This window comes from Azonexus sp. MM2026_4 (assembly GCF_055901855.1).
On the sequence record NZ_CM148380.1, the window covers coordinates 1,375,121 to 1,396,766 of the forward strand.

The following is a 21,646-nucleotide window of genomic DNA, read 5'->3' on the forward strand; positions in this document are numbered from 1 at the left end:
GATGCATCCCTGGCTGCCCTTCGAGTGGATCGCCGCCACGCGCTTCCTGCGCGAGGGGCGGACGCAGAGCCTGCTGATCATCGTCGGCGTCGGGGTCGGCGTTGCCGTCATCGTCTTCATGTCGGCCTTGCTCTCCGGTCTGCAGGCCAATCTGGTCAAGCGCACGCTGAGTTCGCAAGCGCATCTGGTGATCCTGCCGGCGGAGGAAGTCGCCCGCCCGCAGCGCGACCCGGCGCAGGCGCTGGTGCAGATCCAGGCGCAGCGGCTGCGCTCGATCGACCAGTGGCAGGCGCTGCGCGGCCGCCTGGAAAAGCTGCCGGAAGTCGCCGCCGTCTCGCCGGTCGCCTCCGGCCCGGCCTTCGCCGTGCGCGGCGACGCCAACAAGTCGATCACGCTGATCGGCATCGAACCCGAGCATTACACCCGCGTCATCGAACTCGACCAGAAGATCGTCGCCGGCGCCTTGCGCGTGCGCGCCGGCGAGGCGGTGATCGGCACCGAGCTGGCGCGCGACCTCGGCGCCACGCTCGGCGACAAGCTGCGCATCAGCACCGCCAGCGGCGCCGGCGACACGCTGACCATCACCGGCCTCTTCGATCTCGGCAACAAGACCGCCAACGGGCGCAACGTCTATGTCGGCCTGCGCACCGCGCAGAGCCTGCTCGACCTGGTCGGCGGCGTTTCCAGCATCGACCTCGCGGTGCACGACATGTACGGCGCCGAAGCGCTCGCCCAGCGCATCGCCGCCGAGACCGGACTGGTCGCCGACAGCTGGATCAAGACCAACGCCCAGTTCTTCACCGCGCTCACCTCGCAGCGCGTGTCGAGCAACGTGATCCGTTTCTTCGTCGCCCTCTCGGCCGCCTTCGGCATCGCCAGCGTGCTGGTCGTCTCGGTCGTCCAGCGCGCCCGCGAGATCGGCATCCTGCGCGCGATGGGCGCCACCCGCGGCCAGTTGCTGCGTACCTTCCTGCTGCAGGGCGGCATCGTCGGCCTGCTCGGCTCGCTGCTCGGCTCGCTGCTGGCCAGCCTGTTCCTCGCGCTGTGGCGGACGCTGGCGGTCAATGCCGACGGCACGCCGATGTTCATGATCGAGGTGCCGGGCAGCCTGGTGCTGATCGCCGCCGGCGGCGCCACGCTGGTCGGCGTGCTGGCGGCGCTGATGCCGGCGCGGCGCGCCGCCGCGCTCGATCCGGTGGTGGCGATCCGTGGCTGACCCCGTCCTCCGCCTGAGCGGCATCCGCAAGTCCTACCAGAGCGGCGACAGCGAGCTGGAAGTCCTGCACGGCATCGACCTCACGCTGCAGCGCGGTGAATTCGCCGCCCTGATCGGCCCCTCCGGCTCCGGCAAGAGCACCCTGCTCAACCTGATCGGCCTGCTCGACCGGCCGAGCGGCGGCCACCTGTTCATCGACGGCGACGAAACCAGCACCCTGCCCGAGTGCGAAATCACCCGCCTGCGCGGCCAGCGCATCGGCTTCGTCTTCCAGCACCACCTGCTGATCCCGGCGTTCACCGCGCTGGAGAACGTGATGATGCCGCTGCTCGTCGACCGCGGCCGCCCCGACGCGGCGATGCGCGAGCGCGCCGCCGCGCTGCTCGCCAGCGTCGGCCTCGCCGAGCGCGCCGACTACCCGGCCAGCAAGCTCTCCGGCGGCCAGCAGCAGCGCGTGGCGATCGCCCGCGCGCTGGCCATGCGGCCGGCGTTGGTGCTCGCCGACGAGCCGACCGGCAACCTCGACACCCATACCGCCGACGACATCTTCGCGCTGCTGCGCGAGGTCAACCAGCGCGAAGGCACCAGCTTTCTGATCGTCACCCACGACCCGCGGCTGGCCGCACGCTGCGACCGCATCGTCGAACTGGTCGACGGCAGCATCGTCAGCGACCGGCCGCACGCGGAAACGCCGGGCTAGCCGGCGCGGCCGGCCGGCGTTATCCTCGCCAACTGCTCAACGCCAACTGGAGAACCCCGTGCCCGCCCTGCTCCCCCAGCCCGATCCCGACGGCCTGCTCGAATACTCCGTGGTCTACACCGACCGCGCGCTGAACCACATGTCGCAGCGTTTTCAGGGCGTCATGCGGGAAATCTCGCGCATCCTCAAGAAAGCCTACAACGCCCAGGCCAGCGTGCTCGTCCCGGGCGGCGGCACCTACGGCATGGAAGCGGTGGCCCGCCAGTTCGCGACGCAGCGCAAGGTGCTGGTGATCCGCAACGGCTTCTTCAGCTTCCGCTGGTCGCAGATCTTCGACATGGGCCGCATCCCGTCCGAGAGCATCGTCCTCAAGGCGCGCCCGCAGGGCAGCGGGGCGCAGGCGCCGTTCGCGCCGCCGCCGCTCGCTGAGGTTCTCGCCACCATCGAACGCGAGCGCCCCGAAGTGGTGTTCGCGCCGCACGTCGAAACCTCGTCGGGCATGATCCTGCCCGACGACTACCTGCGCGCCGTCGGCGCCGCGGTGCGCGCCATCGACGGCCTGTTCGTGCTCGACTGCATCGCCTCCGGCACGGTCTGGGTGGACATCGTCGCCAACCACGTTGACGTCCTGATCAGCGCCCCGCAGAAGGGCTGGAGCGGCCCCTCGTGCTGCGCCCTGATCGCCCTCGGCGAACGCGCCCGGGCGCGCATCGACGCGACGACCAGCAGCAGCTTTGCCTGCGACCTGAAGAAATGGCTGCAGATCATGGAAACCTACGAGAACGGCGGCCACGCCTATCACGCGACGATGCCGACCGACGCCCTGGCCGCCGTCTGCCAGGCGATGCAGGCGACCGAGGCGCGCGGCTTCGCGCAGGTCTGCGTCGAACAGTGGGAACTCGGCCGGCAGGCGCGCGCCCTGCTCGTCGAACGCGGTTTCCCCAGCGTCGCCGCCGAGGGCTTCCAGGCACCGGGCGTCGTCGTCAGCTACACCACCGACCCGGAGATTCAGAACGGCCGCAAGTTCCTCGCCCAGGGCATCCAGAGCGCCACCGGCGTGCCGCTGATGTGCGACGAGCCGGAGGGTTTCAGAACGTTTCGCCTCGGCCTCTTCGGTCTCGACAAGCTGCAGGCGCCGGCGCGCACGGTGGCCAGCCTGGCCAGCGCGCTCGACGCCTTCCCGCCGCTCGCCGACTGAAATGAATCCTTACATCTGGAAAACGACAGCTAACGCCAATCTCCGTAACCTGCTCCTGTCGCCGGAACGTTTCCGGCTCACCGACAGGAGAACCACCATGAAGAACCTTTTCGACATCACCAGCAAACGCTTCCTCGCCGCCAGCGCCCTTGCCCTCGCCGTTCCGCTCAGCGCGATGGCCTTCCAGGGCGGCATGGGCGGCTGCGACGGCGGCATGCGCGGCACGTCGATGAAACACGGCGAAATGATGCACGGCGGCGGCATGATGGCGATGCGCGGCCTGCACCGGCTCAACCTGAGCGAAGCGCAGGACGACAAGATCTTCGAGATCATGCATGCCCAGGCGCCGAAGATGCGCGAGCAGATGAAGTCGCTGCGCAAGTCCGAAGACGAACTGCGCGCACTCAAGGCCGCACCCGACTTCAGCGAAGCCAAGGCCAAGCAGGTGGTCGACCGCATCGCCAGCCAGCGCGCCGACATGGAGATGGCGCGCCTGCAGACCGAGCGGCAGATCATGGGCCTGCTGACGCCGGAACAGCAGAAGCAGCTCGCCGACATGAAGCAGCGCGGACCGGGCAAGCGCGACGACCGCGGGCCGCGTACCTGAGCGTCGTCCAGCCCCCGACAGCAGAACGGCCGCAATTGCGGCCGTTTCTTTTGGGCGGGGAAAGCGTTCCCGGCTATTTCTTTTCCGGCATGTCGGGCGTTCCCAGGCCGCCGAACATCGTCCGCGTCTGCGACTGCAACTGGTCCTGCATCGACTGGAACATCTTTTTCGACTGGTCCATGTAGGCGGTCATCATGTTCTGCATCGCCGGTTGCTGGAAGGTCAGGAACTGGTTCCAGAAATCGGCCTGCACGCTCGCCGTATCCGAGCTGCCGTACAGCGAACGGGACTGCTCCTGCACCTTCTGCTGGAAATCGACGAAGGTCTTCATGTTGTTCTCGAGGAACTTGCCGAGCATGCTCTGCGAGGTGCTGCCGTAGAAACGGATGAAGCCGGAGAGCAGTTCGCAGGAGAACAAAGGCACGCCGCCGGTTTCCTCTTCCAGGATGATCTGCAGCAGGATGCTGCGGGTCAGGTCCTCGCCGGACTTGGCATCGAGCACCTTGAACAGTTCGAACTTGAGCACCAGTTCCTTGACATCCCCCAGCGTGATGTATGCGCTTGTCTTGGTATCGTAGAGGCGGCGATTGGGGTATTTCTTGATCAGGCGAACCGGTTCGGACATGCTGGAGCCTCAAGAGAAGAATTTATGTGCAGCGCAGCATTATAGCGGAAAAAAAGGGCGCCCCAAGGCGCCCTTTTCGCTGACGATCTGCCGCTTATTGGTAGTACAGGCCACCGTTGATGTTGATCGTCGCACCGGTGGTGAAGCCGGACAGTTCGTCCGACAGATAGGCGCAGGCGAAGCCGATTTCTTCCGGCTTGGCCAGGCGCTTCATCGGCACCGAACCGACGATGGTTTCCAGCACTTCCGGCTTGATCGCCATGACCATCTTGGTCGCCACGTAGCCCGGGGCGATCGCGTTGACGGTGACGCCCTTGGCGGCCAGTTCCGCGGCCAGTGCCTTGGTGAAGCCGATGACGCCGGCCTTGGCGGCCGAGTAGTTGGTCTGGCCGGCTTGACCCTTGACGCCGTTGACCGACGAGATGTTGATGATGCGACCAAAGCCACGTTCGGCCATCTTGGCGGAAACCTGCTTGGTCATGTTGAACAGCGAGGTCAGGTTGGTCGAGATGACGGCATCCCAGCCATCCTTTTCCAGCTTGGCGAACATGCGGTCGCGGGTGATGCCGGCGTTGTTGACCAGGATGTCGACCTGGCCGCAGGCGGCTTCGGCTTCGGCAACCATCTTCTGGCAGTCTTCGAGGACGGAAACGTCGCCGGCGACACAGACGAAATCGTTGAAACCGGCAGCGGACATTTCGGCCAGCCAGGCGTCCTTGTTGTCGAATTGGGGATGGTAGGCGGCGACCACCTTGTGACCGGCCTTGGCCAGTTGTTGACAGATGGCGGTACCGAGACCACCCATGGCACCGGTAACGAGAGCGACACGTTGCGTCATGATTTTTCCTTCCTTTTTTGTTGAAGCGGGGTTTAAAAACGCCGGTCAGTACATGTGCTGACCGCCATTGATGGAGATGTTGGCCCCGGTCACGAACGCCGCTTCATCGGAAGCGAGGTAGGCGACGAGGCCGGCGATTTCTTCGGGCTTGCCCAGGCGGCTGACCGGAATCTGCGGCAGGATCTTGGAGTCGAGAATGTCCTGCGGGATCGCGGTGACCATCTTGGTGCCAATATAACCGGGCGAAATGGTATTTACCGTGACACCCTGGCGGGCGACTTCGAGGGCCAGCGCCTTGGTGAAGCCGTGCATGCCGGCCTTGGCGGCCGAGTAGTTGGTCTGGCCGAAGGCGCCCTTCTGGCCATTGACCGAGGCGACGTTGATGACGCGCCCCCACTTGCGCTCGACCATGCCTTCCATGACCTGCTTGGTCATGTTGAAGACGGAATCGAGGTTGGTGCAGATGACGGCGTCCCAGTCGGCCTTGGTCATCTTCTTGAAGGTCATGTCGCGGGTGATGCCGGCGTTGTTGACCAGCACATCGATCGGCCCGACCTCGCGGCTCACCGTTTCGACGCAGGCCTTCGCCGACTCGAAGTCGGTGACGTCGCAGGGATAGGCCTTGAAGCCGTAGCCCATGTTGTTCATGTTCTTCAGCCACTCGTCGACCTTGGCATTGCCAGGCGAATGGGTGGTCACCACCTTGTAGCCCAGCCCCGCCATCTTGATGCAGATGGCCTCGCCGAGACCGCCCATGCCGCCGGTAATCAGTGCAACTCGCAACATTTTTTGCTCCTCCGTGGGTTTTATTGGAATCAGACCGCACGTTCCTTAACGTAGCGGCCCGGTGCCGGCTCGATGGCTTTGTATTTGGTATTGCCGATCTTGCGCGCGGCGCGCTGTCCTCCGGAATGCTGCTGCAGCCAGGTCGACCAGTCGGTCCACCAGCTACCCTTCATTTCCGCCGCTGCGGCCAGCCAGGTCGCGGCGTCGCTGCTGACATCGTCGTTGATCCAGTAGCTGCGCTTGTTCTTGCTCGCCGGGTTGATCACCCCGGCGATGTGCCCGGAGGCCCCGAGAACGAAGCGGCACTGGCCGCCGAGAATGCGGGTGCTCTGGTAGGCGGACTGCCAGGGCACGATGTGGTCCTCGCGCGTCGCCAGCAGGTAGACCGGCATCGCCAGTTGAGCGAGATCGACCTTGACCCCGCACATGGCGAGCTTGCCGGGCACGCGCAGGCTGTTGTCGAGGTACATGTGGCGCATGTACCAGCAGGCGAACGGCCCCGGCAGGTTGGTCGAATCCGAGTTCCAGTAGAGCAGGTCGAAGGCTTGCGGCTTCTGGCCCTTGAGGTAGTTGTTCTGGACGTAGTTCCAGACCAGGTCGTTGGCGCGCAGGAAGGAGAAGGTGTTCTGCAGGTCGCGCGCCGGCAGCAGGCCGCCCTGGCCGATCGTCGCCTCGCGCGTCGCCAGCGCCTGTTCGTCGATGAAGAGACCGATCTCGCCGGTGTCGGAAAAATCGAGCAGCGTGGTGAGCAGGGTCAGCGAAGCGACGCTATCGTCGCCGCGCGCCTTCAGCACGGCCAGCGCCGAGGTCAGGATGGTGCCGCCGACGCAGAAGCCGAGGGCATTGACCTGCTTGACCTTGGTCAGTTCGCGCACCACGCTCAGGGCCTGGATCGGTCCCTGTTCGAGGTAGTCGTCCCAGCCGAGGTGCCCCTGCGCTTCGTTCGGGTTGCGCCAGGAGACGAGGAAAACGGTGTTGCCCTGTTCGACCATGTAGCGGATCAGCGAATTGTCCGGCTGCAGGTCCATGATGTAGAACTTGTTGATGCACGGCGGTACCACCAGCAGCGGCCGGCTGCCGACCTTTTCGGTGAGCGGCGCGTACTGGATCAGTTGCATCACCTCGTTCTCGAAGACGACGGCGCCGGCGGTGGTGGCGATGTTACGGCCGACTTCGAAGACCGATTCGTCGGTCATCGAGATGCGCCCCTTCTCGAAATCGCGGAGCAGGTTGTTGATGCCGTCGGTGATGCTCTGGCCCTTGGTTTCCAGCGCCAGCTTGATGAATTCCGGGTTGGTCGCGGCAAAATTGGTCGGCGCCAGCGCGTCGGCCATCTGGCGGGCGAGGAAGCGCATCTTGTCGCGCGCCTTGGCGTCGTCGGCCGGCAACTTCTCGACCATTTCGTTCAGGTACTGGACATTGAGCAGGTAAGCCTGATGCAGGTAATCGTAGATCGGGCTTGCGCGCCATTCCGGCGCTGCGAAACGGCGGTCGCCGGGTTCCGGGCGAACCTCGAAGGCGGGCGTCTGTCCCTGCTGTTTGGCGAGCATGGATTGCCATAGCGACATCTGCCGATCCATGAATTCCTTTTGCAGTGCCGTCAGCGCCTGCGGGTCGATCGCCGGGGCCTGGCCGGCGACACCGGCCTGCTTGCCGAACTGCTCCATGAATTGCTGCGCGTAGCCTTGTCCGGCCTGCAGGAACTGCATGGCTGAAGCCAGGAATGCCTGGGTGTTGTCCGATCCTTGCGCCATGGAATGCCGTTTCTCGTTGGTTGTCGTGGGCTTCAGCTTCTGGATTCTCCATACCCGTCCCGGCACTGTCAATGCATAAATCGGCGCTTCCGCAGCATGGCGATTAGCGGCTGCCGGACGGCCGCTTTCGATTTAGAATCCGTGCATGTCCCTAGCCATGATCATCGTCGTCGGGTGGCTCTATGTCACCGTCCTGGTCGCCGCCAGCGAGCCGAATCTCGTTGCCGGCATCGTCTCCTTCCTGTTCTACGGCGCCCTGCCCTGCGGGCTGATCCTCTACTTCGCCGGCAGCAGGGTGCGCCGCGAGCGCCGCGCTTTCCTCGAGCAACAGCGCCAGGCCAAGTCAGACCAGCCAGATCAGGCTGGCCATGCGCCCGGTGACGCCGTCGCGGCGGAAGGAGAAGTAGCGCTCGCCGTCGGCGAAGGTGCAGGCGCCGCCACCGAACACCCCGCCGACGCCGGCCGCCGTTAAACGCTGCCGGGCCAGCGCGTAGAGGTCGGCGAGCCATTTGCCGTCGCCGTGCGCGCGGAAAGCAGCGGCGCTGGCCGGATCGTGGGCGACGAAGGCGGCGCGGACCTCGGCGCCGACTTCAAAGGATGCCGGACCGATCGCCGGCCCCAGCCAGGCGAGCACTTCGCCCGGCGCCACCGCCATTGCCGTCAGGGTGCTCTCCAGCACGCCGGCGAGCAGTCCGCGCCAGCCGGCATGGGCGGCGGCGACGACGCTGCCGACCCGGTCGCAGAAGAGGACCGGCAGACAGTCGGCGGTCATCGCCGCGCAGACGACCCCGGCGACGCGGGAAAAGCTGGCGTCGGCCTCGCTATCGACGGCGGATGTCGCCGCATCGACGACGGCGGTGCCATGCACCTGGCGCAGCCAGAGCGGCGGCGCCGGCAGTTCGGCGAGCAGCCGGGCGCGGTTGGCGGCGACCCGCGCCGGATCGTCGCCGACGTGGTCGCCGAGGTTGAGGCTGGCCCACGGCGCCGGGCTGACGCCGCCGCCGCGCTGCGTCTGCCGCGCCTGAACGTTGGCGGGAGCCGGCCAGTCGGGAATCAGGAAATCAACCATGGCGCAGGAGATCGACCAGCTCGCGCATGTCTTCCGGCAGCGGCACTTCCCACTGCATCTGCCGGCCGCTCACCGGGTGCACCAGGCCGAGCCGGGTCGCGTGCAGGGCCTGGCGAGGAAAGGCCGGCAGCCGCGGATCGCGCTTGCCGTACACCGGGTCGCCGAGCAAGGGGTGGCCGATCGACGCCATGTGCACGCGGATCTGGTGGGTGCGCCCGGTTTCCAGCGAGCATTCGATCAAGGTGCTGTGGGCATAGATTTCCAGCCCCCGGTACCAGGTCAGCGCCGGCTTGCCGCCGCGGCTTTCGGGAACCACAGCCATCTTGATGCGATGCACCGGGTGACGGCCGATCGGCGTATCGACACCGCCGTCGCGCCGGATCACGCCGGCGGCAACCGCCAGGTACTGGCGCTTGACGGTGCGCGCCTGCAACTGCCGCACCAGGTCGGTCTGCGCTTCCAGTGTCTTGGCGACGACCAGCAGGCCGCTGGTTTCCTTGTCCAGGCGATGCACGATGCCGGCCCGCGGCACTTCGCCGATACCCGGCACGTGGTGCAGCAAGGCGTTCATCAGGGTGCCGTTGCGGTTGCCGCTGCCCGGATGGACGACCAGCCCAGCCGGCTTGTTGATCACCAGCAGCGCCTCGTCCTCGTAGACGATGGCGAGCGGAATGTCTTCCGCCTGCTCGGCACCGAGGAATTCGTCGTCGGGCAGTTCGAGCAGCAGTTGTTCGCCGCCGAACAGCTTGCGCTTGGGTTCGCCGGCCGGTTCGCCGTCGAGCGTGACGCAACCGTCGCGAATCCAGGTTTGCAGACGGTTGCGCGAGTATTGGGGAAGCATTTCGGCGAGCGCCTGGTCGAGCCGGCGACCGCCCATGACATCGGGAACCGTCATTTGGAGCGGCTCGCTTGGGCTATAATCGCCCGAGTTTTCAAGAGGATCATTCATGAACCGCAGTTTACCCGCATTCCCGGCATTCGCCGCCAGCCTTCGCTTGCTGCTGGCGCTCTTTGCCGCTGCCGTACTGGCCGGTTGCAGTTCGCTGCCGGCCGAACATGACGAAACCGCCGGCTGGTCCGCCAACCGCCTCTATTCCGCCGCCCGCGAGGCGCAGACCGAGGGTTCGTGGGAAACCGCCGTCAAGATGCTGGAAAAGCTGGAGGCCCGCTACCCCTACGGTCGCTACGCCCAGCAGGCGCAACTGGAACTGGCCTACGTCTACTGGAAATCGAACGAACCGGGATCGGCACTCGCCGCCGCCGACCGCTTCATCAAGATGCACCCGAACCATCCCGCCGTCGATTACGCGATGTACCTGAAGGGCCTCGTCAATTTCAACGAGGATCTCGGCCTGGTCGGTCACATCAGCAACCAGGACCTGACCGAGCGCGACCCCAAGGCGGCGCGCGAAGCCTTCGAATCGTTCAAGGAGTTGGTCACCCGTTTCCCGGACAGCAAGTACGCGCCGGATTCGCTCAAGCGCATGAACTATCTGGTCAATGCGCTGGCCTCGCTGGAAGTCCACGTCGCCCGCTATTACGTCAAGCGCGGCGCCTACATCGCCGCCGCCAACCGCGCCCAGGTCGCCGTCGAGACCTACCCGCAGGCGCCGGCCATCGAGGAAGCGCTGTACATCCTCGTCGTCGCCTACGAAAAGCTGGAAATGAAGGAATTGCGCGACGACGCCGAGCGGGTGCTCAAGCACAACTTCCCGAACAGCCATTTCTACACCGACGGTCTCGAACGCAAGACCGCCTGGTGGCAGCTCTGGTGAGACCGGCCTGAACCGTCCTCGACAGCCCGCCGTCCGGCGGGCTTTTGCTATCCGCCCTGCTTGATCGCCAGCACCGCCTGGTTGCGCAGCGTGCGCAGCAGCGACAGTTCCTTTTCCGGGATGTGGATGCCGTCCGCCTCGTCGCAATCGGCGTAGATCAGCGCCACCGGGTTGCCCTTCAGGTTGAGCGGAAAAACGACGAAGGAGCGCGCCGGCAACAGGCTGCGGTACCAGGCGGGAACGCGCTGGGCGATCTTCGGATCGTCGATGTCGCGGATCAGGATATCGACGCCCTTCGAGGTCGCGGCGTGGAAGATGTCCGGCGTGAAGCTGAGCGGAAAGCGGAAGCCGCGCGCCAGTTCGCTGGCCTCCGGGCCGAAGCCGAAACGCCCCTGCATGCTGTTGCTGCGCGGATCGCGCACGCACAGGATGACGCGCTTGAAACCCATTGCCCGATACATGGTTTCCAGAATGATGCGCAGGATGTCGTTGAGCTTGAAACCGTCGACCAGGGTGTTGCTGATGTCCTGGATACCGGCGGTCAGCACCGCCTGCGCATCGACGCCGACGACGGCACCGTCGTCGGCCGTCCCCGGCACGGCATCGTCGCCGAGCGCGATGCTGCCGAGCGATTCCTCCGCCTGACCGGCGCCCGCCGCTTCGCCCGGCGTTTGCGCGAGCTTGGCGAAATGCCGCATCTGCCGGCCGAAGGTGGTGTTCTGCACGCTCAGATGGACGATCCGCGCGAACTCGGCGACCTCCTCGACCGAGCGCCGGAGCGTCTGCATCACCTGCCCGTCGTCGAGCGGGATCGCCTCGCTGAAACGGGTGACGATCTTGCGGAACTCCTGGTCGCGACTTTCCGGCGCGGACTGGGCGATCACCTCGCACAACTCGTTGGCCATGCCGGCCAGGGTCCGCAAGCGTTCATCCTGTGAGCCCGGCTTGCGCGCCCGGCCTGCCGGCAGGCGCCGCATGGCGCCGATGATCAGCGGTGGGAAACCCCACTGGTGAGCGATCGCCACCCCCAGCTCTTCGAGCGAGATGCCGAGCACCTGCTGCGCCGCCTGTTCCTCGCGCAAGCCCTTCTGCGCCATGACACGGCGGATTTCGGCGGCTTCGTCGGGAAAATGGTATTGCGCCAGCAGCCGCCCCAGGCCGTGGAACAGCGCGCAGATGAACACCTGCTCGAGATCGCGCATCTGCGCCGTGGCACCGATATCGCGGGCGAGGATGCCGGCCAGGTTGGCGCGCAGGAACTCTTCCTTGAGCTGGCCGAGGTTGCCCTTGTTCTGCAGGTGCTCGAAGAGCAGCACCGAGATGGCGATGTTGCGCACCGTCTCGAAACCGAGCACGACCACCGCCCGCGACACGGTGCTGATGTTGCCGCCGCCGGCCGGCCGAAAGTAGGCGGAATTGACCAGGCGCAGCAGCTTGTTGGTCAGCGCAAAGTCCTTGAGGATGGTGTTCGACAAGCGGCCGACGCTTTCCGTCTCGCTGTTGGCGATGCGGTTGATCGCGCCGACCGATTCCGAGAGCGCCGGAAAATCGCTCTTGTGACGCATGCGGCGCAGCAGGAAATCGATCGTCGCCTGACCGCTGGCGTCGGCGGGCAGCGTCGCCTCCGGCTCGATGAAGGCGTCGAGCGCTTCAGCGAACTGGCCGACGTTGCGGTAGCGCAGCGCCGGGTCGCGCGCCAGCGCCTTGTAGAGGATGCCGGCCAGGCGTTCGTCGACCTGCACCTGCTCCGGCAGGCGGAGATCCTCGCTGACGATGCGCCGGAACATCTCCTGCAGGCTGCTGCCCTGGACGGCGCGGCGGCCGGCCAGCATCTCGTAGAGGATCAGGCCGGCGGCGAAGATGTCGGAACGTTCGCCGACCTCGCGCTTCAGGATGTACTCCGGCGCCATGTAGGCGGGCGTCCCGGACAGCTTGTCGAGGCGCTCGCTCTGGCCACTGATGCGGACCGAGATGCCGAAATCCATGACCCGCGGCATGCCGTTCTCGTCGAGCAGGATGTTCGACGGCTTGAGGTCGCGGTGGATGATGCCGTTGGCGTGCGCCTGAGCGATCGCGTCGAGCACCGGGCGCAGCAGGCTGACTGCCTTGACCGGCGAGAGGGCGCCGGCAGTGCGCAGGAAATCGGCCAGACTCTGCCCCGGCACCAGCTCGAACACCAGGTAGATGTCGCCGCCTTCTTCGCCGGCGTCGAAAATCGGCACGATGTTGGCGTGACGCAGCTTGCTGACCAGGCGGGCTTCGTCGAGCAGGACCCGGTTCTGCTCGGGGTCGGGATTGCTGAAATGCAGGGTCTTGATCGCCACCTCGCGCTGCAACTGCGGGTCGAAGCCCCGGTAAACCACGCTCTGCGCGCCCCGCCCCAGTTCGCCGCGAATTTCGAAGCGGCCGATCCTGCCTGTCATTATTCGAGTTCTTCCGTCCATGCCAGACGGGGAATCCCGTCCGCGCCCCCGCAGAGGATCGCATTCTGTTCGTAATCGTCGGCCAGCGCCAGCGCGTCCTCGCGCGTGATGTCGGGGACGAAGCAGCTCTCCTCGACCGGCGCCGCCGCGTCATCGGGCCGGTTTTCGGCCGAATAGGGCTCGTAGTTGCCTTCCAGCAGGTCGCACTCGAGCGCCGACTGGCGGCCGAGGTTGTCGTCGTCGGGCAGCCGCCGCCCGCCCGGGTTGAACGCGGTGATCACCGCGAAGCCGGGCACTCGCTCCGCCGCCAGCCAGTCGGCCAGTTGCGGCGACGGCTGGTCAACGCGCAGCTCGAACTGTCCCGCGGGCAGGAACACCCGGTACGTCGTTGCCCGATAAGCCGTTTCCAGTTCAGGCGTCTTCGCCATCCTCATCTCCCCCGATCAGTTGTTGCGCGTCGCCGGCCGGCAAGGCCTCGACGTCCTTCAGTTTTCTTGTCAGCTGACGCGTCCGCGTCTCGGCGCGGACGATGCTGTTGCTCGCCTCTTCCAGCTTCTTGCGGGTATGGGCGAGCGCCTCGCCGAACTTGCCGAACTCGCTCTTGACCGCGCCGAGCACCGCCCACACCTCGGCCGAGCGCTGCTCGATGGCGAGCGTCCGGAAGCCCATCTGCAGGCTGTTGAGCAGCGCCGCCAGCGTCGTCGGGCCGGCCAGGCTGACCCGGTACTCGCGCTGCAATGTCTCGGCCAGCCCGGGCCGGCGCAGCGCCTCGGCGTACAGGCCCTCGACCGGCAGGTAGAGCAGCGCGAAGTCGGTGGTGTGCGGCGGCGCCACGTATTTGTCGCGGATGCTCTTCGCCTCGTTCTTCAGCCGCGTCTCGATCGCCCTCGCCGCCTCCTCGATCGCCGCCGGCTCCTGCGCGTCGAGCAGGCGCTGGTAGTCCTCGACCGGGAACTTGGCGTCGATCGGCAGCCAGACCGTCGCGCCGTCGTCGCGCCCGGGCAGGCGGATGGCGAAATCGACGCGTTCGGCGCTGCCCGGACGGACGGCAACGTTGACCGCGTACTGGCCGGCGGTGAGCAGTTGTTCGAGGAGTGCCGCCAGTTGTACCTCGCCCCAGGTGCCGCGGGTCTTGACGTTGGTCAGCACGCGCTTGAGGTCACCGACGCCGGCGGCCAGATTCTGCATTTCGCCGAGGCCGCGATGCACCTGTTCGAGGCGCTCGCTGACCAGCTTGAACGATTCGCCGAGGCGCTGTTCGAGCGTCGCGTGCAGCTTCTCGTCGACGGTGCGGCGCATTTCCTCGAGCTTGCCGGCGTTGTCCGCCTGCATCGCGGTCAGCCGGCTTTCGACACCGCTCTTCAGGCGTTCGAAACGTTCGTCGAGGCCGAGCGAGAAACGGCTCAACTCGCGGGCGAAGGCTTCCAGGCGCTCCGCCTGCAGCGTGCCGAGCTGGCCCATCTGGGTGCTCACCGCCTGGCCGAGCAGGTTGGCCGACTGGGCGCGTTCCTCGCGGTCGCGGAAGGCCTCCTCGGCGTCCTCGCGACGGCTGCGCGCCAGTTCCTCGCGCAGTTCGCGCTCGACCCGGGCGAGCCCCTTGTCCAGTCCGTCCTGCAGCGTGCGCAGGGCGGCCGCTTCCTCGCCCGGCCGGCTGCCGCGCCAGAGCAGCGCGACCTGCAGCAGGATCACCGTCATCAGGCCGAGCAGCAGCGCCAGCGTCATCGCCTCGCTCACCGCCCTACCTCAACGCGAATTCGACGCGCCCGCCGGCGGCCGCCGGCGCCTCGGCCTTCGCCTTGCCCGGCACCAGGAAGATGCGCTCGGCCGGCACCTTGCCCTGCTCGATCAGCCAGGTCTGGACGTTCTCGGCGCGCTGTCGGGCGAGCAGGTGCAGGTCGTCGTCGCCGGCCGGCAGGTTGGCGAGCAGCAGTTTTTCCATTTCCTCGACCGGCAGATCCTTCTGCAAGCCGATGAAGTTGCGCGGCTTCGGGAACTTGCCGGCCTTGTAGACGCGAACCAGATAGGTCTTGTATTCCTCCGGCGCGATGCGCACGGCGTCGGCCGATTCGGCATCGCCGCCCTTCTTCTGCAGGTCGGCGAACTTCTCGCGCTGCATCGCCCGCTCGATGGCGACCCGCTTGACGCCGTCGCGGTCGCTTTCCGGATCGGCGTAGCCGGCGATTTCCAGCTTCAGCGCGGCGCGCTCGGTGAGGGCGCGGGCCAGCGTCTCCAGCTTCTTTTGCGCGCCGTCGTCGAACTGCGTGCGCCCGGGCGCGAAGGCCAGCGTGGACATCTCCTCGCCGCCGCCGAACATCGAGCCGATCAGCGCGAACGGCGAAGTCACCGCCTTGACGAAGAGGTTGATGATGACCTTGATCACCAGCCCGCCGACCGAGAACTGCGGATCGTCGAGCGAGCCGGAAATCGGCAGGTTGATGTCGATCTCGCCGCGGTTGTTGCGCAGCAGCGCCAGCGCCAGGTTGACCGGGAGCTTGGTGGCATCCGGGCTATCGACCCGCTCGCCGAAGGTGAACTGGTCGATGAACAGCCGGTTCTCGGCGCTCAACTGGCGGTTCTCCAACTTGTAGGCGACGTTCAGCGACAGCTTGCCCTTGTCGATCAGGTAGCCGGCGTACTTGCCGGAGTACGGCGAGAAGCCGGTCATGTCGACGCCCTTCACCTCGCCCTTGAGGTCGAGGTAGGACTGCGCCGCCAGCGGGTTGAGGCGGGCGCTGATCAGCACCGGCGCCGACCCGGCGTAGGTGCCGCGCAGCTCCATGTCGGCGAGCGTGCCCGCGGCCGAAGACAGGCCGTTGATGCGGCCGTTCAGCTTGCCGACGTTGACCGTGTAGTTGGGCTTGACGAAGTAGTCGGAGAAATTGACCGTGCCGTTGTTCAGCGTCACCTTGCCGATGCGGATCGGCACCGGCGGCGCGGCCGGCGCGGCGGCTGGCGGCGGGTTCGCTGGCGGTGTCGCTGGCGGTGTCGCTGGCGTGGCATCGGCGACAACCGGCGCCGCTTCGTTGCGGCGGACGATGTCGGCGAGGTTGAGGCGACCGTCCTTGTTGAGGATCAGGCGGGAGAAGAAATCGGCGAGCGCGATCTCGCGCACGTCGATCGTCAGCGGATCGAGACGGAAATCGACGCCACCGAAATGCAGCGATTTCCACTTCAGGAAATCGGCCTTGTTGTCCGGGTCCACCGCCAGCAGGTTGCCGATCGTCGCCGAGCCCTTGTAGGCCGCCTTCAAGCGACCGCCGTCGACGCGGACGACAGCCTCGCCCTGGTTCGAAAACTGGCCGCGCTGCAGGCGGACGTTGAGGTAACGCCCGGAATAGCCCTGCAGGCCATGCACCGGAATGCCGCTGCTGTCGATCTTCAGGTTGGCCGCCAGCGGCACCGCCTGGACTTCGCCGGCCACGGCCAGCGTGCCTTCGCCGTTGACCGTCGCCTGCAAGCTCAGTTGGCCCTTCTCGTTCGGCAGGTTGCCCAGGCGCTCGCCCTGCAGGCTCAGCCCGCTGATCTCCTGTACCGCCGCCGGCTGCACCGACTGGTCTTCGAAACGCAGACCGAGGTCGTCGACCTTGAGCTTCGCCACCTGCGCCAGCCACGGCCGCGGCGCCGGCGCCGCACCCGCCTCGCCGGCACTGCGCAGGGCCGGTGGCGTCAGCCAGGCGAAACTGCCGTCGGCGGCCAGGCCGGCGGCGATGCGCGCGCCGCTGACGACCAGTTCGCCGACCTCGACACGCTGCGCCGCGAGGTCCACACGCAGCGCCTTCAGCGCCACCGCGCCGACCTTCAGCGGCGTGCCGAAATCCATCTGCCAACCGAGCTCGGCAATCTCCAGCGGTGCCGCCAGACGGTGATCGACGGCACCGACCCGGGCGCTCAGCGCGCCGATCTCGCCGCGCACCGGCTGGGCGCCGGAAGCGTCTTGCCAGCGGACGCGGGAATCGCGCAATTCGAAAGCCGCCAGCGACCAGGCGAACGGCGCTGCCGGCGCCGCGGGCGTTGCCGTCGGCGCTGCTGGCGCCGGCTTGGCGAGCCGCTGGGCAACGGTCAGCAGGTTGATATCGCCGCGCCCGTCGACCGCCAGGTCGAGCTCGGCGCCGTCGAGCGTCACCTTGCGCAGCACCAGGTTGCGCTTGAACGGATCGAACTGTTCGAGATCGATCGCCAGCGATTTCCAGCCGACCAGCGGTCGGCCGCCGTCATCGCTCAGCGCCAGCCCGTCAAGGCGCGCCAGACCGGTCAGGGTCAGGGAATTGGCGCCGTCCGTCAGTTCCCGGAACAGCACGCGCAACTGCGAATGCAGTTTGGCGGCGCCGATCCGCAGCGGCACGCCGGCCGGCAGATAGGGTTGCAGTTGCGCCAGGTCGAAGCCGTCGAGCAACAGGTTCAGCTCGCTCTCGCGGCCGTCGGCGAAGGGCGTCGCCTGGCCGTCGAGGCGGAATTCGGAACCGTCGATACGGGCGGAGAACATCGGCTGAACCAGGATCTCCGCCTGGTACGGCAGGCTGGAGACGAAAGGCAGGGCGAGCTTGATCTCTTCCACGGCATGGACGCGACCGCGCGGCCGGTCGTCGAGCACCAGCTTGCCGCCGCTGAGCTGGATGTTGTTCAGCGAAAAGCGCGGCACCCCGCTGTCCGGCTCGTCGTCCGGCTTCAGCCATTCGTCGAGGAGGTCGGAGATGTCGTAGCGCCCCTCGTCCAGCCTGACCACCGCCAGGCGCGGGCCGGTCAGGCGGATTTCATCGACGACGGCGGCGAACTTGAACAGCGAACTGGCCGACAGATTGACGTACAACTCGTCGAAACCGGCCACCTCGCCACCTTCCGGCGCGCGCACGGCAACGCCGGCGACGGTCACCGACAGGGCCAGCGGATTGACGTCGATGCGCTCGATACTGACCTCGCGGTGCAGCGCCTCGCCCAACTTGTTGAGCAGCAGGCTCTTGAGCAGCGGCGGCGCGGCGAAGAAACCGAACAGCACCAGGGCCAACAGGCCGCCCGCCAGCCATTTGCCGCGCCGCCGGTTGGGCGGCGTATCGAAACGGGTGCGCCAGTGGGCGATCTTGTTGAGGACGGACGAGCGGACTGCGGTCATGATAATCTTCGGCAAATTCAATTTCGCCAAATCTAGCACAGCGCAACGATGCGTAACGACGGAACACGGCCATGAAGCGCCTGCTCGAGGAAATACGTGAAGTCCTGGCGGAACTGCGCCGCTGGCAGGTGTGGGCGACCACGCTGCTGATCGCCGGCTTCGCGCTGCTCGCCTTCCTGGTCGGCATGTACGCGATGAAGACCGACGCCGTGCTGTCGTTCGCCCACCTGACCACCGGCTATTGCCCGACGCTGAACAACACGACGATCATCGCCCTGTTCACCGGCATGATCTTCTTCATCTTCAGCGCCCTGCTGACGCTGGGCGAAGTGCAGCGGGTATTCGAGATGCGCCAGCACGGCCGCCACCGGGAAGCCGCGGCGGCGACGAAATGGGCGTTTTTCTGGGGATTCTTCGCCCTTTTCATCAGCCTGTCCGCCCTCGGCTATTTCATGAAGTACTGTTTCTGACCCGCCCGCCATGAACAAGAACGCGCTTTCCGTCCTCATCGTCGACGACAACGACATGATGCGCGCCATCCTGCGCAGCATGCTGCGCGGCGACGAGTACGAGATCGTCGGCGAAGCCCGCAACGGCGTGCAGGCCGTCGAGGCGGCCGAACGCCTGCGCCCCGCCATCGTCTGCATGGACGTGCTGATGCCGGAAAAGAACGGCCTGGTCGCCATGGCGGAAATCAGGAACGCCCAGCCGACCACCGAGTTCATCGTCATCACCGGCAGCGCCGACCCGGAAACCGTGCAGGAAGCGATCCATCACGGCGCCACCGGCTTCATCGTCAAGCCGTTCAACGCGGCGCGCGTCCTCGACGCGATGAAGAAGGCCGCCGCCCGCATCCGCCAGCGGCCGCCCGCCGCTTAGCGGACAGGCACGCCGTCAGAAAGTGTTGCGCCAGGCGCGCAGCGCGCCGAAGACGGCAGCCGGCGAGTCATCCGCCGCGCCGTGCGCGAGCGCCGCGGCGATCACCGCCGGCTGCGCCCAGCGCAGGAAGGGATTGGTCGACTTTTCCTCGGCCAGCGTCAGCGGCACTGTCGCCAGCCCGCTCTGACGCAGTTCCGCCGCCCGGCGCATGCGTTCGTCGAGCGCCGGATTGCCGGGTTCGACGGCGGCGGCAAAAGGCAGATTCATCAACGTGTATTCGTGGGCGCAATAGATTTGCGTCGTTTCAGGCAAGGCGGCGATGCGCGCCAGCGCAGCCTGCATCTGCGCCGGCGTGCCCTCGAACAGGCGGCCGCAACCGGCGCCGAACAGGGTGTCGCCGCAGAACAGCGCGCCCGGCGCGAGATAGGCCAGGTGGCCCAGCGTGTGGCCGGGAACGGCCAGCACGTCGACCGCCACGCCGAGCACGTCGAACCGCTCGCCGCCGCGCAGGGGATGCGTGCGGCCTGTGATAGACTCTTCGGCCGGCGCATAGACCGGGCAAGGCTGCGCTTCGACCAAGGCAGCGACACCGCCCTGGTGATCGGCGTGATGGTGAGTGATCAGGATGCCGGCCAGCCGCAGTCCGTCGGCCGCCAGGCGGGCCATGACCGGCGCGGCATCGCCGGGATCGACGACGAAGGCCAGCCGGTCGCGCCGCAGCAACCAGATGTAATTGTCCTTGAAGGCAGGAATGAGCGAGATCTCGAACATGCCGGAACTATCGAACCAGTCCGAGCGGATGTCAAATCCCGAACTCGCCGCCTGGCTCGCCTCGCCGCAGGGCAGCTACGTGCTCGACTGGGAAGTGGCGCAGATCGACGAGGCGGTTTCCGACATCTTCGGCTTCAACGCGCTGCAGATCGGCCTGCCGCAATGCGACCTGCTGCGCGCCAACCGCATGGCGCTACGCCAGAAAATCGGCGGCGGCAGCCCGGTGGCGGTGCGCTGCTCGCCGGCGGCGCTGCCGATCGCCAACCAGAGCATCGACCTCGTCGTCCTGCCGCACATCCTGGAATTTGCCGCCGACCCGCACGAGATCCTGCGCGAAGTCGAACGCATCCTGATCCCCGAAGGCCAGTTGATCGTCACTGGCTTCAACCCGCTCTCGCTGTGGGGCGTCAAGCGACGGCTGCGCCAGAAACGCGGCTTTCCGTGGGACGGCAACTACCTGTCGCCGATCCGTCTGAAGGACTGGCTGAAGCTGCTCGGCTTCGACGTCGATCGCGGCAGTTTCGGCTGCTACGCGCCGCCCTGCGAGCAGCAGAAATGGCTGCTGCGCTGGCGCTTCGCCGAGCTGGCCGGGCGCCGCTGGTGGAAATATTCCGGCGCAGTCTATATGCTGCGCGCCGTCAAGCGCGTACACGGCATGCGCCTGATCACCCCCAACTGGCGCCAGAAGAGCCTGCGCAGCAAGGCGCTGCGCCCAATCGCACAAAAGGAAAGCCATGGCGACTGAAATCGTCAACATCTATACCGACGGCGCCTGCCGCGGCAATCCCGGCCCCGGCGGCTGGGGCGCCATCCTGCGCGCCGGCGGCCACGAGAAGGAGCTGTGGGGCGGCGAAGCGGCCACCACCAACAACCGCATGGAGCTGCTGGCGGTGATCCGCGCCCTCGACGCCATGAAGCGGCCGGTCAAGGCGCGCGTACACAGCGACTCGCAGTACGTGCTGAAGGGCATCAGCGAATGGATCCACGGCTGGAAGCGCAACGGCTGGAAGACCGCCGACAAGAAGCCGGTGAAGAACGCCGACCTCTGGCAGCAGCTCGACGAACAGGCGCGCCGCCACCAGCTCGAATGGATCTGGGTCAAGGGCCACGCCGGCCACCCCGAGAACGAACGCGCCGATGCGCTGGCCAATCGCGGCATCGACGAACTGAAGGAAACGGCATGAGACAGATCGTCCTCGATACCGAAACCACCGGCCTCAATCCCCGCGACGGTCACCGCATCATCGAAGTCGCCTGCATCGAGCTGGTCAATCGCCGGCTCACCGGCCGCCACCTGCACAAGTACATGAATCCGGAGCGCGAGATCGACGCCGGCGCCCAGGCGGTGCACGGCATCAGCCTCGAATTCCTCGCCGACAAGCCGAAGTTCGCCGACATCGCCGACGAGTTCCTGGAATTCATCAACGGCGCCCAGCTGATCATCCACAACGCCCCCTTCGACCTCGGCTTCCTCAACGCCGAGCTCGACCGCCTCGGCCGGGTGCCGGTCGAAACCGTCTGCCGCGGCGTCATCGACACCCTGCGCGAAGCCAAGGAACTGCACCCGGGCAAGCGCAACAGCCTCGACGCGTTGTGCGAACGCTACGAGATCGACAACTCCAGCCGCACCCTGCACGGCGCGCTGCTCGACACCGAGCTGCTGGCCGAGGTCTATCTGGCGATGACGCGCGGCCAGAACTCGCTGATGATCGAACCCGACGAGGCGCCGCCGGCACTGCTCGGCGCCGACGGCAAGGCGCGCCAGCGCAAGCCGCTGCTCGTCCGGCGGGCGAGCGACGCCGAGCTGGCCGAGCACCAGCGCGTGCTCGCTGCGATCGACAAGGAATCGAAGGGCGCCTGCCTGTGGCTGCCCAAGCCGGCGGCCGAAGCCACCTGAG

At 66.7% G+C, this 21,646-nt stretch carries 21 protein-coding genes; 10 read left to right on the forward strand and 11 right to left on the reverse strand.

The window, feature by feature from the left end; genetic code table 11:
- Position 1: 1 nt before the first annotated feature.
- The 4 genes from AC0KWY_RS06250 to AC0KWY_RS06265 all read left to right on the forward strand — a co-directional run bounded on the left by AC0KWY_RS06250 (position 2) and on the right by AC0KWY_RS06265 (position 3,721).
- Positions 2-1,216 carry an ABC transporter permease gene (locus AC0KWY_RS06250; RefSeq protein WP_474028773.1) on the forward strand — a complete coding sequence of 405 codons (1,215 nt, stop codon included), beginning with the start codon at positions 2-4 and terminating at the stop codon, positions 1,214-1,216.
- Positions 1,209-1,916 carry an ABC transporter ATP-binding protein gene (locus AC0KWY_RS06255; protein WP_474028774.1) on the forward strand — a complete coding sequence of 236 codons (708 nt, stop codon included), beginning with the start codon at positions 1,209-1,211 and terminating at the stop codon, positions 1,914-1,916. The genes AC0KWY_RS06250 and AC0KWY_RS06255 overlap by 8 nt, the downstream gene beginning before the upstream one ends.
- A gap of 58 nt (positions 1,917-1,974) precedes the next feature.
- A complete protein-coding gene (locus AC0KWY_RS06260; RefSeq protein ID WP_474028775.1) occupies positions 1,975-3,114 on the forward strand; it encodes a pyridoxal-phosphate-dependent aminotransferase family protein in 1,140 nt (379 codons plus the stop codon).
- A 97-nt stretch (positions 3,115-3,211) separates the two neighbouring features.
- Complete coding sequence (locus AC0KWY_RS06265; protein WP_474028776.1) at positions 3,212-3,721, forward strand: Spy/CpxP family protein refolding chaperone; 510 nt, start codon at positions 3,212-3,214, stop codon at positions 3,719-3,721.
- Positions 3,722-3,794: 73 nt separating this feature from the next.
- On the opposite strand, the gene phaR is transcribed toward AC0KWY_RS06265, so the two are convergent.
- From phaR to rluD, 6 genes are all read right to left on the reverse strand, one after another.
- The gene (gene phaR, locus AC0KWY_RS06270; RefSeq protein WP_474028777.1) at positions 3,795-4,346 is read right to left on the reverse strand and encodes a polyhydroxyalkanoate synthesis repressor PhaR; all 552 of its coding nucleotides are present in this window, start codon (positions 4,344-4,346) and stop codon (positions 3,795-3,797) included.
- A gap of 94 nt (positions 4,347-4,440) precedes the next feature.
- On the reverse strand, positions 4,441-5,184 hold the full coding sequence (phbB, locus tag AC0KWY_RS06275) for an acetoacetyl-CoA reductase (RefSeq protein ID WP_374328826.1): 744 nt from the start codon (positions 5,182-5,184) through the stop codon (positions 4,441-4,443).
- A 45-nt stretch (positions 5,185-5,229) separates the two neighbouring features.
- Positions 5,230-5,970: an acetoacetyl-CoA reductase gene (gene phbB / locus AC0KWY_RS06280; protein ID WP_474028778.1), complete on the reverse strand. Its 741-nt coding sequence runs from the start codon at positions 5,968-5,970 to the stop codon at positions 5,230-5,232.
- Between the two features lie 29 nt (positions 5,971-5,999).
- Complete coding sequence (phaC, locus tag AC0KWY_RS06285; protein WP_474028779.1) at positions 6,000-7,724, reverse strand: class I poly(R)-hydroxyalkanoic acid synthase; 1,725 nt, start codon at positions 7,722-7,724, stop codon at positions 6,000-6,002.
- Between the two features lie 343 nt (positions 7,725-8,067).
- Complete coding sequence (gene pgeF / locus AC0KWY_RS06290; protein WP_474028780.1) at positions 8,068-8,793, reverse strand: peptidoglycan editing factor PgeF; 726 nt, start codon at positions 8,791-8,793, stop codon at positions 8,068-8,070.
- Positions 8,786-9,742, reverse strand: coding sequence for a 23S rRNA pseudouridine(1911/1915/1917) synthase RluD (rluD, locus tag AC0KWY_RS06295; protein WP_474028781.1), 957 nt, complete (start codon positions 9,740-9,742; stop codon positions 8,786-8,788). Before rluD ends, pgeF begins: the two co-directional genes overlap by 8 nt.
- On the opposite strand from rluD, the gene AC0KWY_RS06300 reads away from it, so the two are divergent.
- Positions 9,741-10,568 carry an outer membrane protein assembly factor BamD gene (locus tag AC0KWY_RS06300; RefSeq protein ID WP_474028782.1) on the forward strand — a complete coding sequence of 276 codons (828 nt, stop codon included), beginning with the start codon at positions 9,741-9,743 and terminating at the stop codon, positions 10,566-10,568. The two genes, rluD and AC0KWY_RS06300, sit on opposite strands and share 2 nt — an antisense overlap.
- Positions 10,569-10,615: 47 nt before the next feature.
- Here the strand turns inward: AC0KWY_RS06300 and AC0KWY_RS06305 are convergent, their stop codons facing one another.
- Genes AC0KWY_RS06305 through AC0KWY_RS06320 form a run of 4 tightly spaced genes read right to left on the reverse strand, consistent with a single transcriptional unit; the run spans position 10,616 to position 18,098 of the window.
- On the reverse strand, positions 10,616-12,991 hold the full coding sequence (locus tag AC0KWY_RS06305) for a protein kinase domain-containing protein (protein ID WP_474028783.1): 2,376 nt from the start codon (positions 12,989-12,991) through the stop codon (positions 10,616-10,618).
- Positions 12,991-13,419 carry a DUF3293 domain-containing protein gene (locus AC0KWY_RS06310; protein WP_474028784.1) on the reverse strand — a complete coding sequence of 143 codons (429 nt, stop codon included), beginning with the start codon at positions 13,417-13,419 and terminating at the stop codon, positions 12,991-12,993. Before AC0KWY_RS06310 ends, AC0KWY_RS06305 begins: the two co-directional genes overlap by 1 nt.
- Positions 13,403-14,725, reverse strand: coding sequence for a DNA recombination protein RmuC (locus AC0KWY_RS06315; RefSeq protein ID WP_474028785.1), 1,323 nt, complete (start codon positions 14,723-14,725; stop codon positions 13,403-13,405). The genes AC0KWY_RS06310 and AC0KWY_RS06315 overlap by 17 nt, the downstream gene beginning before the upstream one ends.
- A gap of 4 nt (positions 14,726-14,729) precedes the next feature.
- Positions 14,730-18,098 (reverse strand): DUF748 domain-containing protein, encoded by a 3,369-nt coding sequence (locus AC0KWY_RS06320; RefSeq protein ID WP_474028786.1) that lies wholly within the window; start codon positions 18,096-18,098, stop codon positions 14,730-14,732.
- Positions 18,099-18,169: 71 nt separating this feature from the next.
- Between AC0KWY_RS06320 and AC0KWY_RS06325 the strand changes: the two genes are divergently transcribed.
- Together AC0KWY_RS06325 and AC0KWY_RS06330 are read left to right on the forward strand one after the other, a co-directional pair.
- A complete protein-coding gene (locus AC0KWY_RS06325; protein ID WP_474028787.1) occupies positions 18,170-18,568 on the forward strand; it encodes a hypothetical protein in 399 nt (132 codons plus the stop codon).
- 10 nt (positions 18,569-18,578) lie between these two features.
- Positions 18,579-18,977, forward strand: coding sequence for a response regulator transcription factor (locus AC0KWY_RS06330; protein WP_474028788.1), 399 nt, complete (start codon positions 18,579-18,581; stop codon positions 18,975-18,977).
- Between the two features lie 15 nt (positions 18,978-18,992).
- Here the strand turns inward: AC0KWY_RS06330 and gloB are convergent, their stop codons facing one another.
- A complete protein-coding gene (gloB, locus tag AC0KWY_RS06335) occupies positions 18,993-19,748 on the reverse strand; it encodes a hydroxyacylglutathione hydrolase (protein WP_474028789.1) in 756 nt (251 codons plus the stop codon).
- Positions 19,749-19,776: 28 nt separating this feature from the next.
- Here gloB and AC0KWY_RS06340 point away from each other — a divergent pair, with 28 nt between their 5' ends.
- Genes AC0KWY_RS06340 through dnaQ form a run of 3 tightly spaced genes read left to right on the forward strand, consistent with a single transcriptional unit; the run spans position 19,777 to position 21,645 of the window.
- Entirely contained in the window at positions 19,777-20,493 is a 717-nt protein-coding gene (locus AC0KWY_RS06340) for a class I SAM-dependent methyltransferase (RefSeq protein ID WP_474029703.1), read from the forward strand.
- Positions 20,483-20,932, forward strand: a complete 450-nt coding sequence (gene rnhA, locus AC0KWY_RS06345; protein WP_474028790.1) for a ribonuclease HI — start codon at positions 20,483-20,485, stop codon at positions 20,930-20,932. Before AC0KWY_RS06340 ends, rnhA begins: the two co-directional genes overlap by 11 nt.
- Entirely contained in the window at positions 20,929-21,645 is a 717-nt protein-coding gene (gene dnaQ, locus AC0KWY_RS06350) for a DNA polymerase III subunit epsilon (RefSeq protein ID WP_474028791.1), read from the forward strand. The genes rnhA and dnaQ overlap by 4 nt, the downstream gene beginning before the upstream one ends.
- Position 21,646 lies beyond the last annotated feature (1 nt).

What these genes read in the sequence shown, in the direction of transcription:
- AC0KWY_RS06250 (WP_474028773.1), top strand. Translation starts at nt 2, where the DNA reads ATGCATCCCTGGCTGCCCTTCGAGTGGATCGCCGCCACGCGCTTCCTG.
- AC0KWY_RS06265 (WP_474028776.1), top strand. Translation starts at nt 3,212, where the DNA reads ATGAAGAACCTTTTCGACATCACCAGCAAACGCTTCCTCGCCGCCAGC.
- phaR (WP_474028777.1), bottom strand. Translation starts at nt 4,346, where the DNA reads ATGTCCGAACCGGTTCGCCTGATCAAGAAATACCCCAATCGCCGCCTC.
- phbB (WP_374328826.1), bottom strand. Translation starts at nt 5,184, where the DNA reads ATGACGCAACGTGTCGCTCTCGTTACCGGTGCCATGGGTGGTCTCGGT.
- phbB (WP_474028778.1), bottom strand. Translation starts at nt 5,970, where the DNA reads ATGTTGCGAGTTGCACTGATTACCGGCGGCATGGGCGGTCTCGGCGAG.
- phaC (WP_474028779.1), bottom strand. Translation starts at nt 7,724, where the DNA reads ATGGCGCAAGGATCGGACAACACCCAGGCATTCCTGGCTTCAGCCATG.
- pgeF (WP_474028780.1), bottom strand. Translation starts at nt 8,793, where the DNA reads ATGGTTGATTTCCTGATTCCCGACTGGCCGGCTCCCGCCAACGTTCAG.
- AC0KWY_RS06300 (WP_474028782.1), top strand. Translation starts at nt 9,741, where the DNA reads ATGAACCGCAGTTTACCCGCATTCCCGGCATTCGCCGCCAGCCTTCGC.
- rluD (WP_474028781.1), bottom strand. Translation starts at nt 9,742, where the DNA reads ATGAATGATCCTCTTGAAAACTCGGGCGATTATAGCCCAAGCGAGCCG.
- AC0KWY_RS06305 (WP_474028783.1), bottom strand. Translation starts at nt 12,991, where the DNA reads ATGACAGGCAGGATCGGCCGCTTCGAAATTCGCGGCGAACTGGGGCGG.
- AC0KWY_RS06310 (WP_474028784.1), bottom strand. Translation starts at nt 13,419, where the DNA reads ATGGCGAAGACGCCTGAACTGGAAACGGCTTATCGGGCAACGACGTAC.
- AC0KWY_RS06320 (WP_474028786.1), bottom strand. Translation starts at nt 18,098, where the DNA reads ATGACCGCAGTCCGCTCGTCCGTCCTCAACAAGATCGCCCACTGGCGC.
- AC0KWY_RS06325 (WP_474028787.1), top strand. Translation starts at nt 18,170, where the DNA reads ATGAAGCGCCTGCTCGAGGAAATACGTGAAGTCCTGGCGGAACTGCGC.
- AC0KWY_RS06330 (WP_474028788.1), top strand. Translation starts at nt 18,579, where the DNA reads ATGAACAAGAACGCGCTTTCCGTCCTCATCGTCGACGACAACGACATG.
- gloB (WP_474028789.1), bottom strand. Translation starts at nt 19,748, where the DNA reads ATGTTCGAGATCTCGCTCATTCCTGCCTTCAAGGACAATTACATCTGG.
- AC0KWY_RS06340 (WP_474029703.1), top strand. Translation starts at nt 19,777, where the DNA reads ATGTCAAATCCCGAACTCGCCGCCTGGCTCGCCTCGCCGCAGGGCAGC.
- rnhA (WP_474028790.1), top strand. Translation starts at nt 20,483, where the DNA reads ATGGCGACTGAAATCGTCAACATCTATACCGACGGCGCCTGCCGCGGC.
- dnaQ (WP_474028791.1), top strand. Translation starts at nt 20,929, where the DNA reads ATGAGACAGATCGTCCTCGATACCGAAACCACCGGCCTCAATCCCCGC.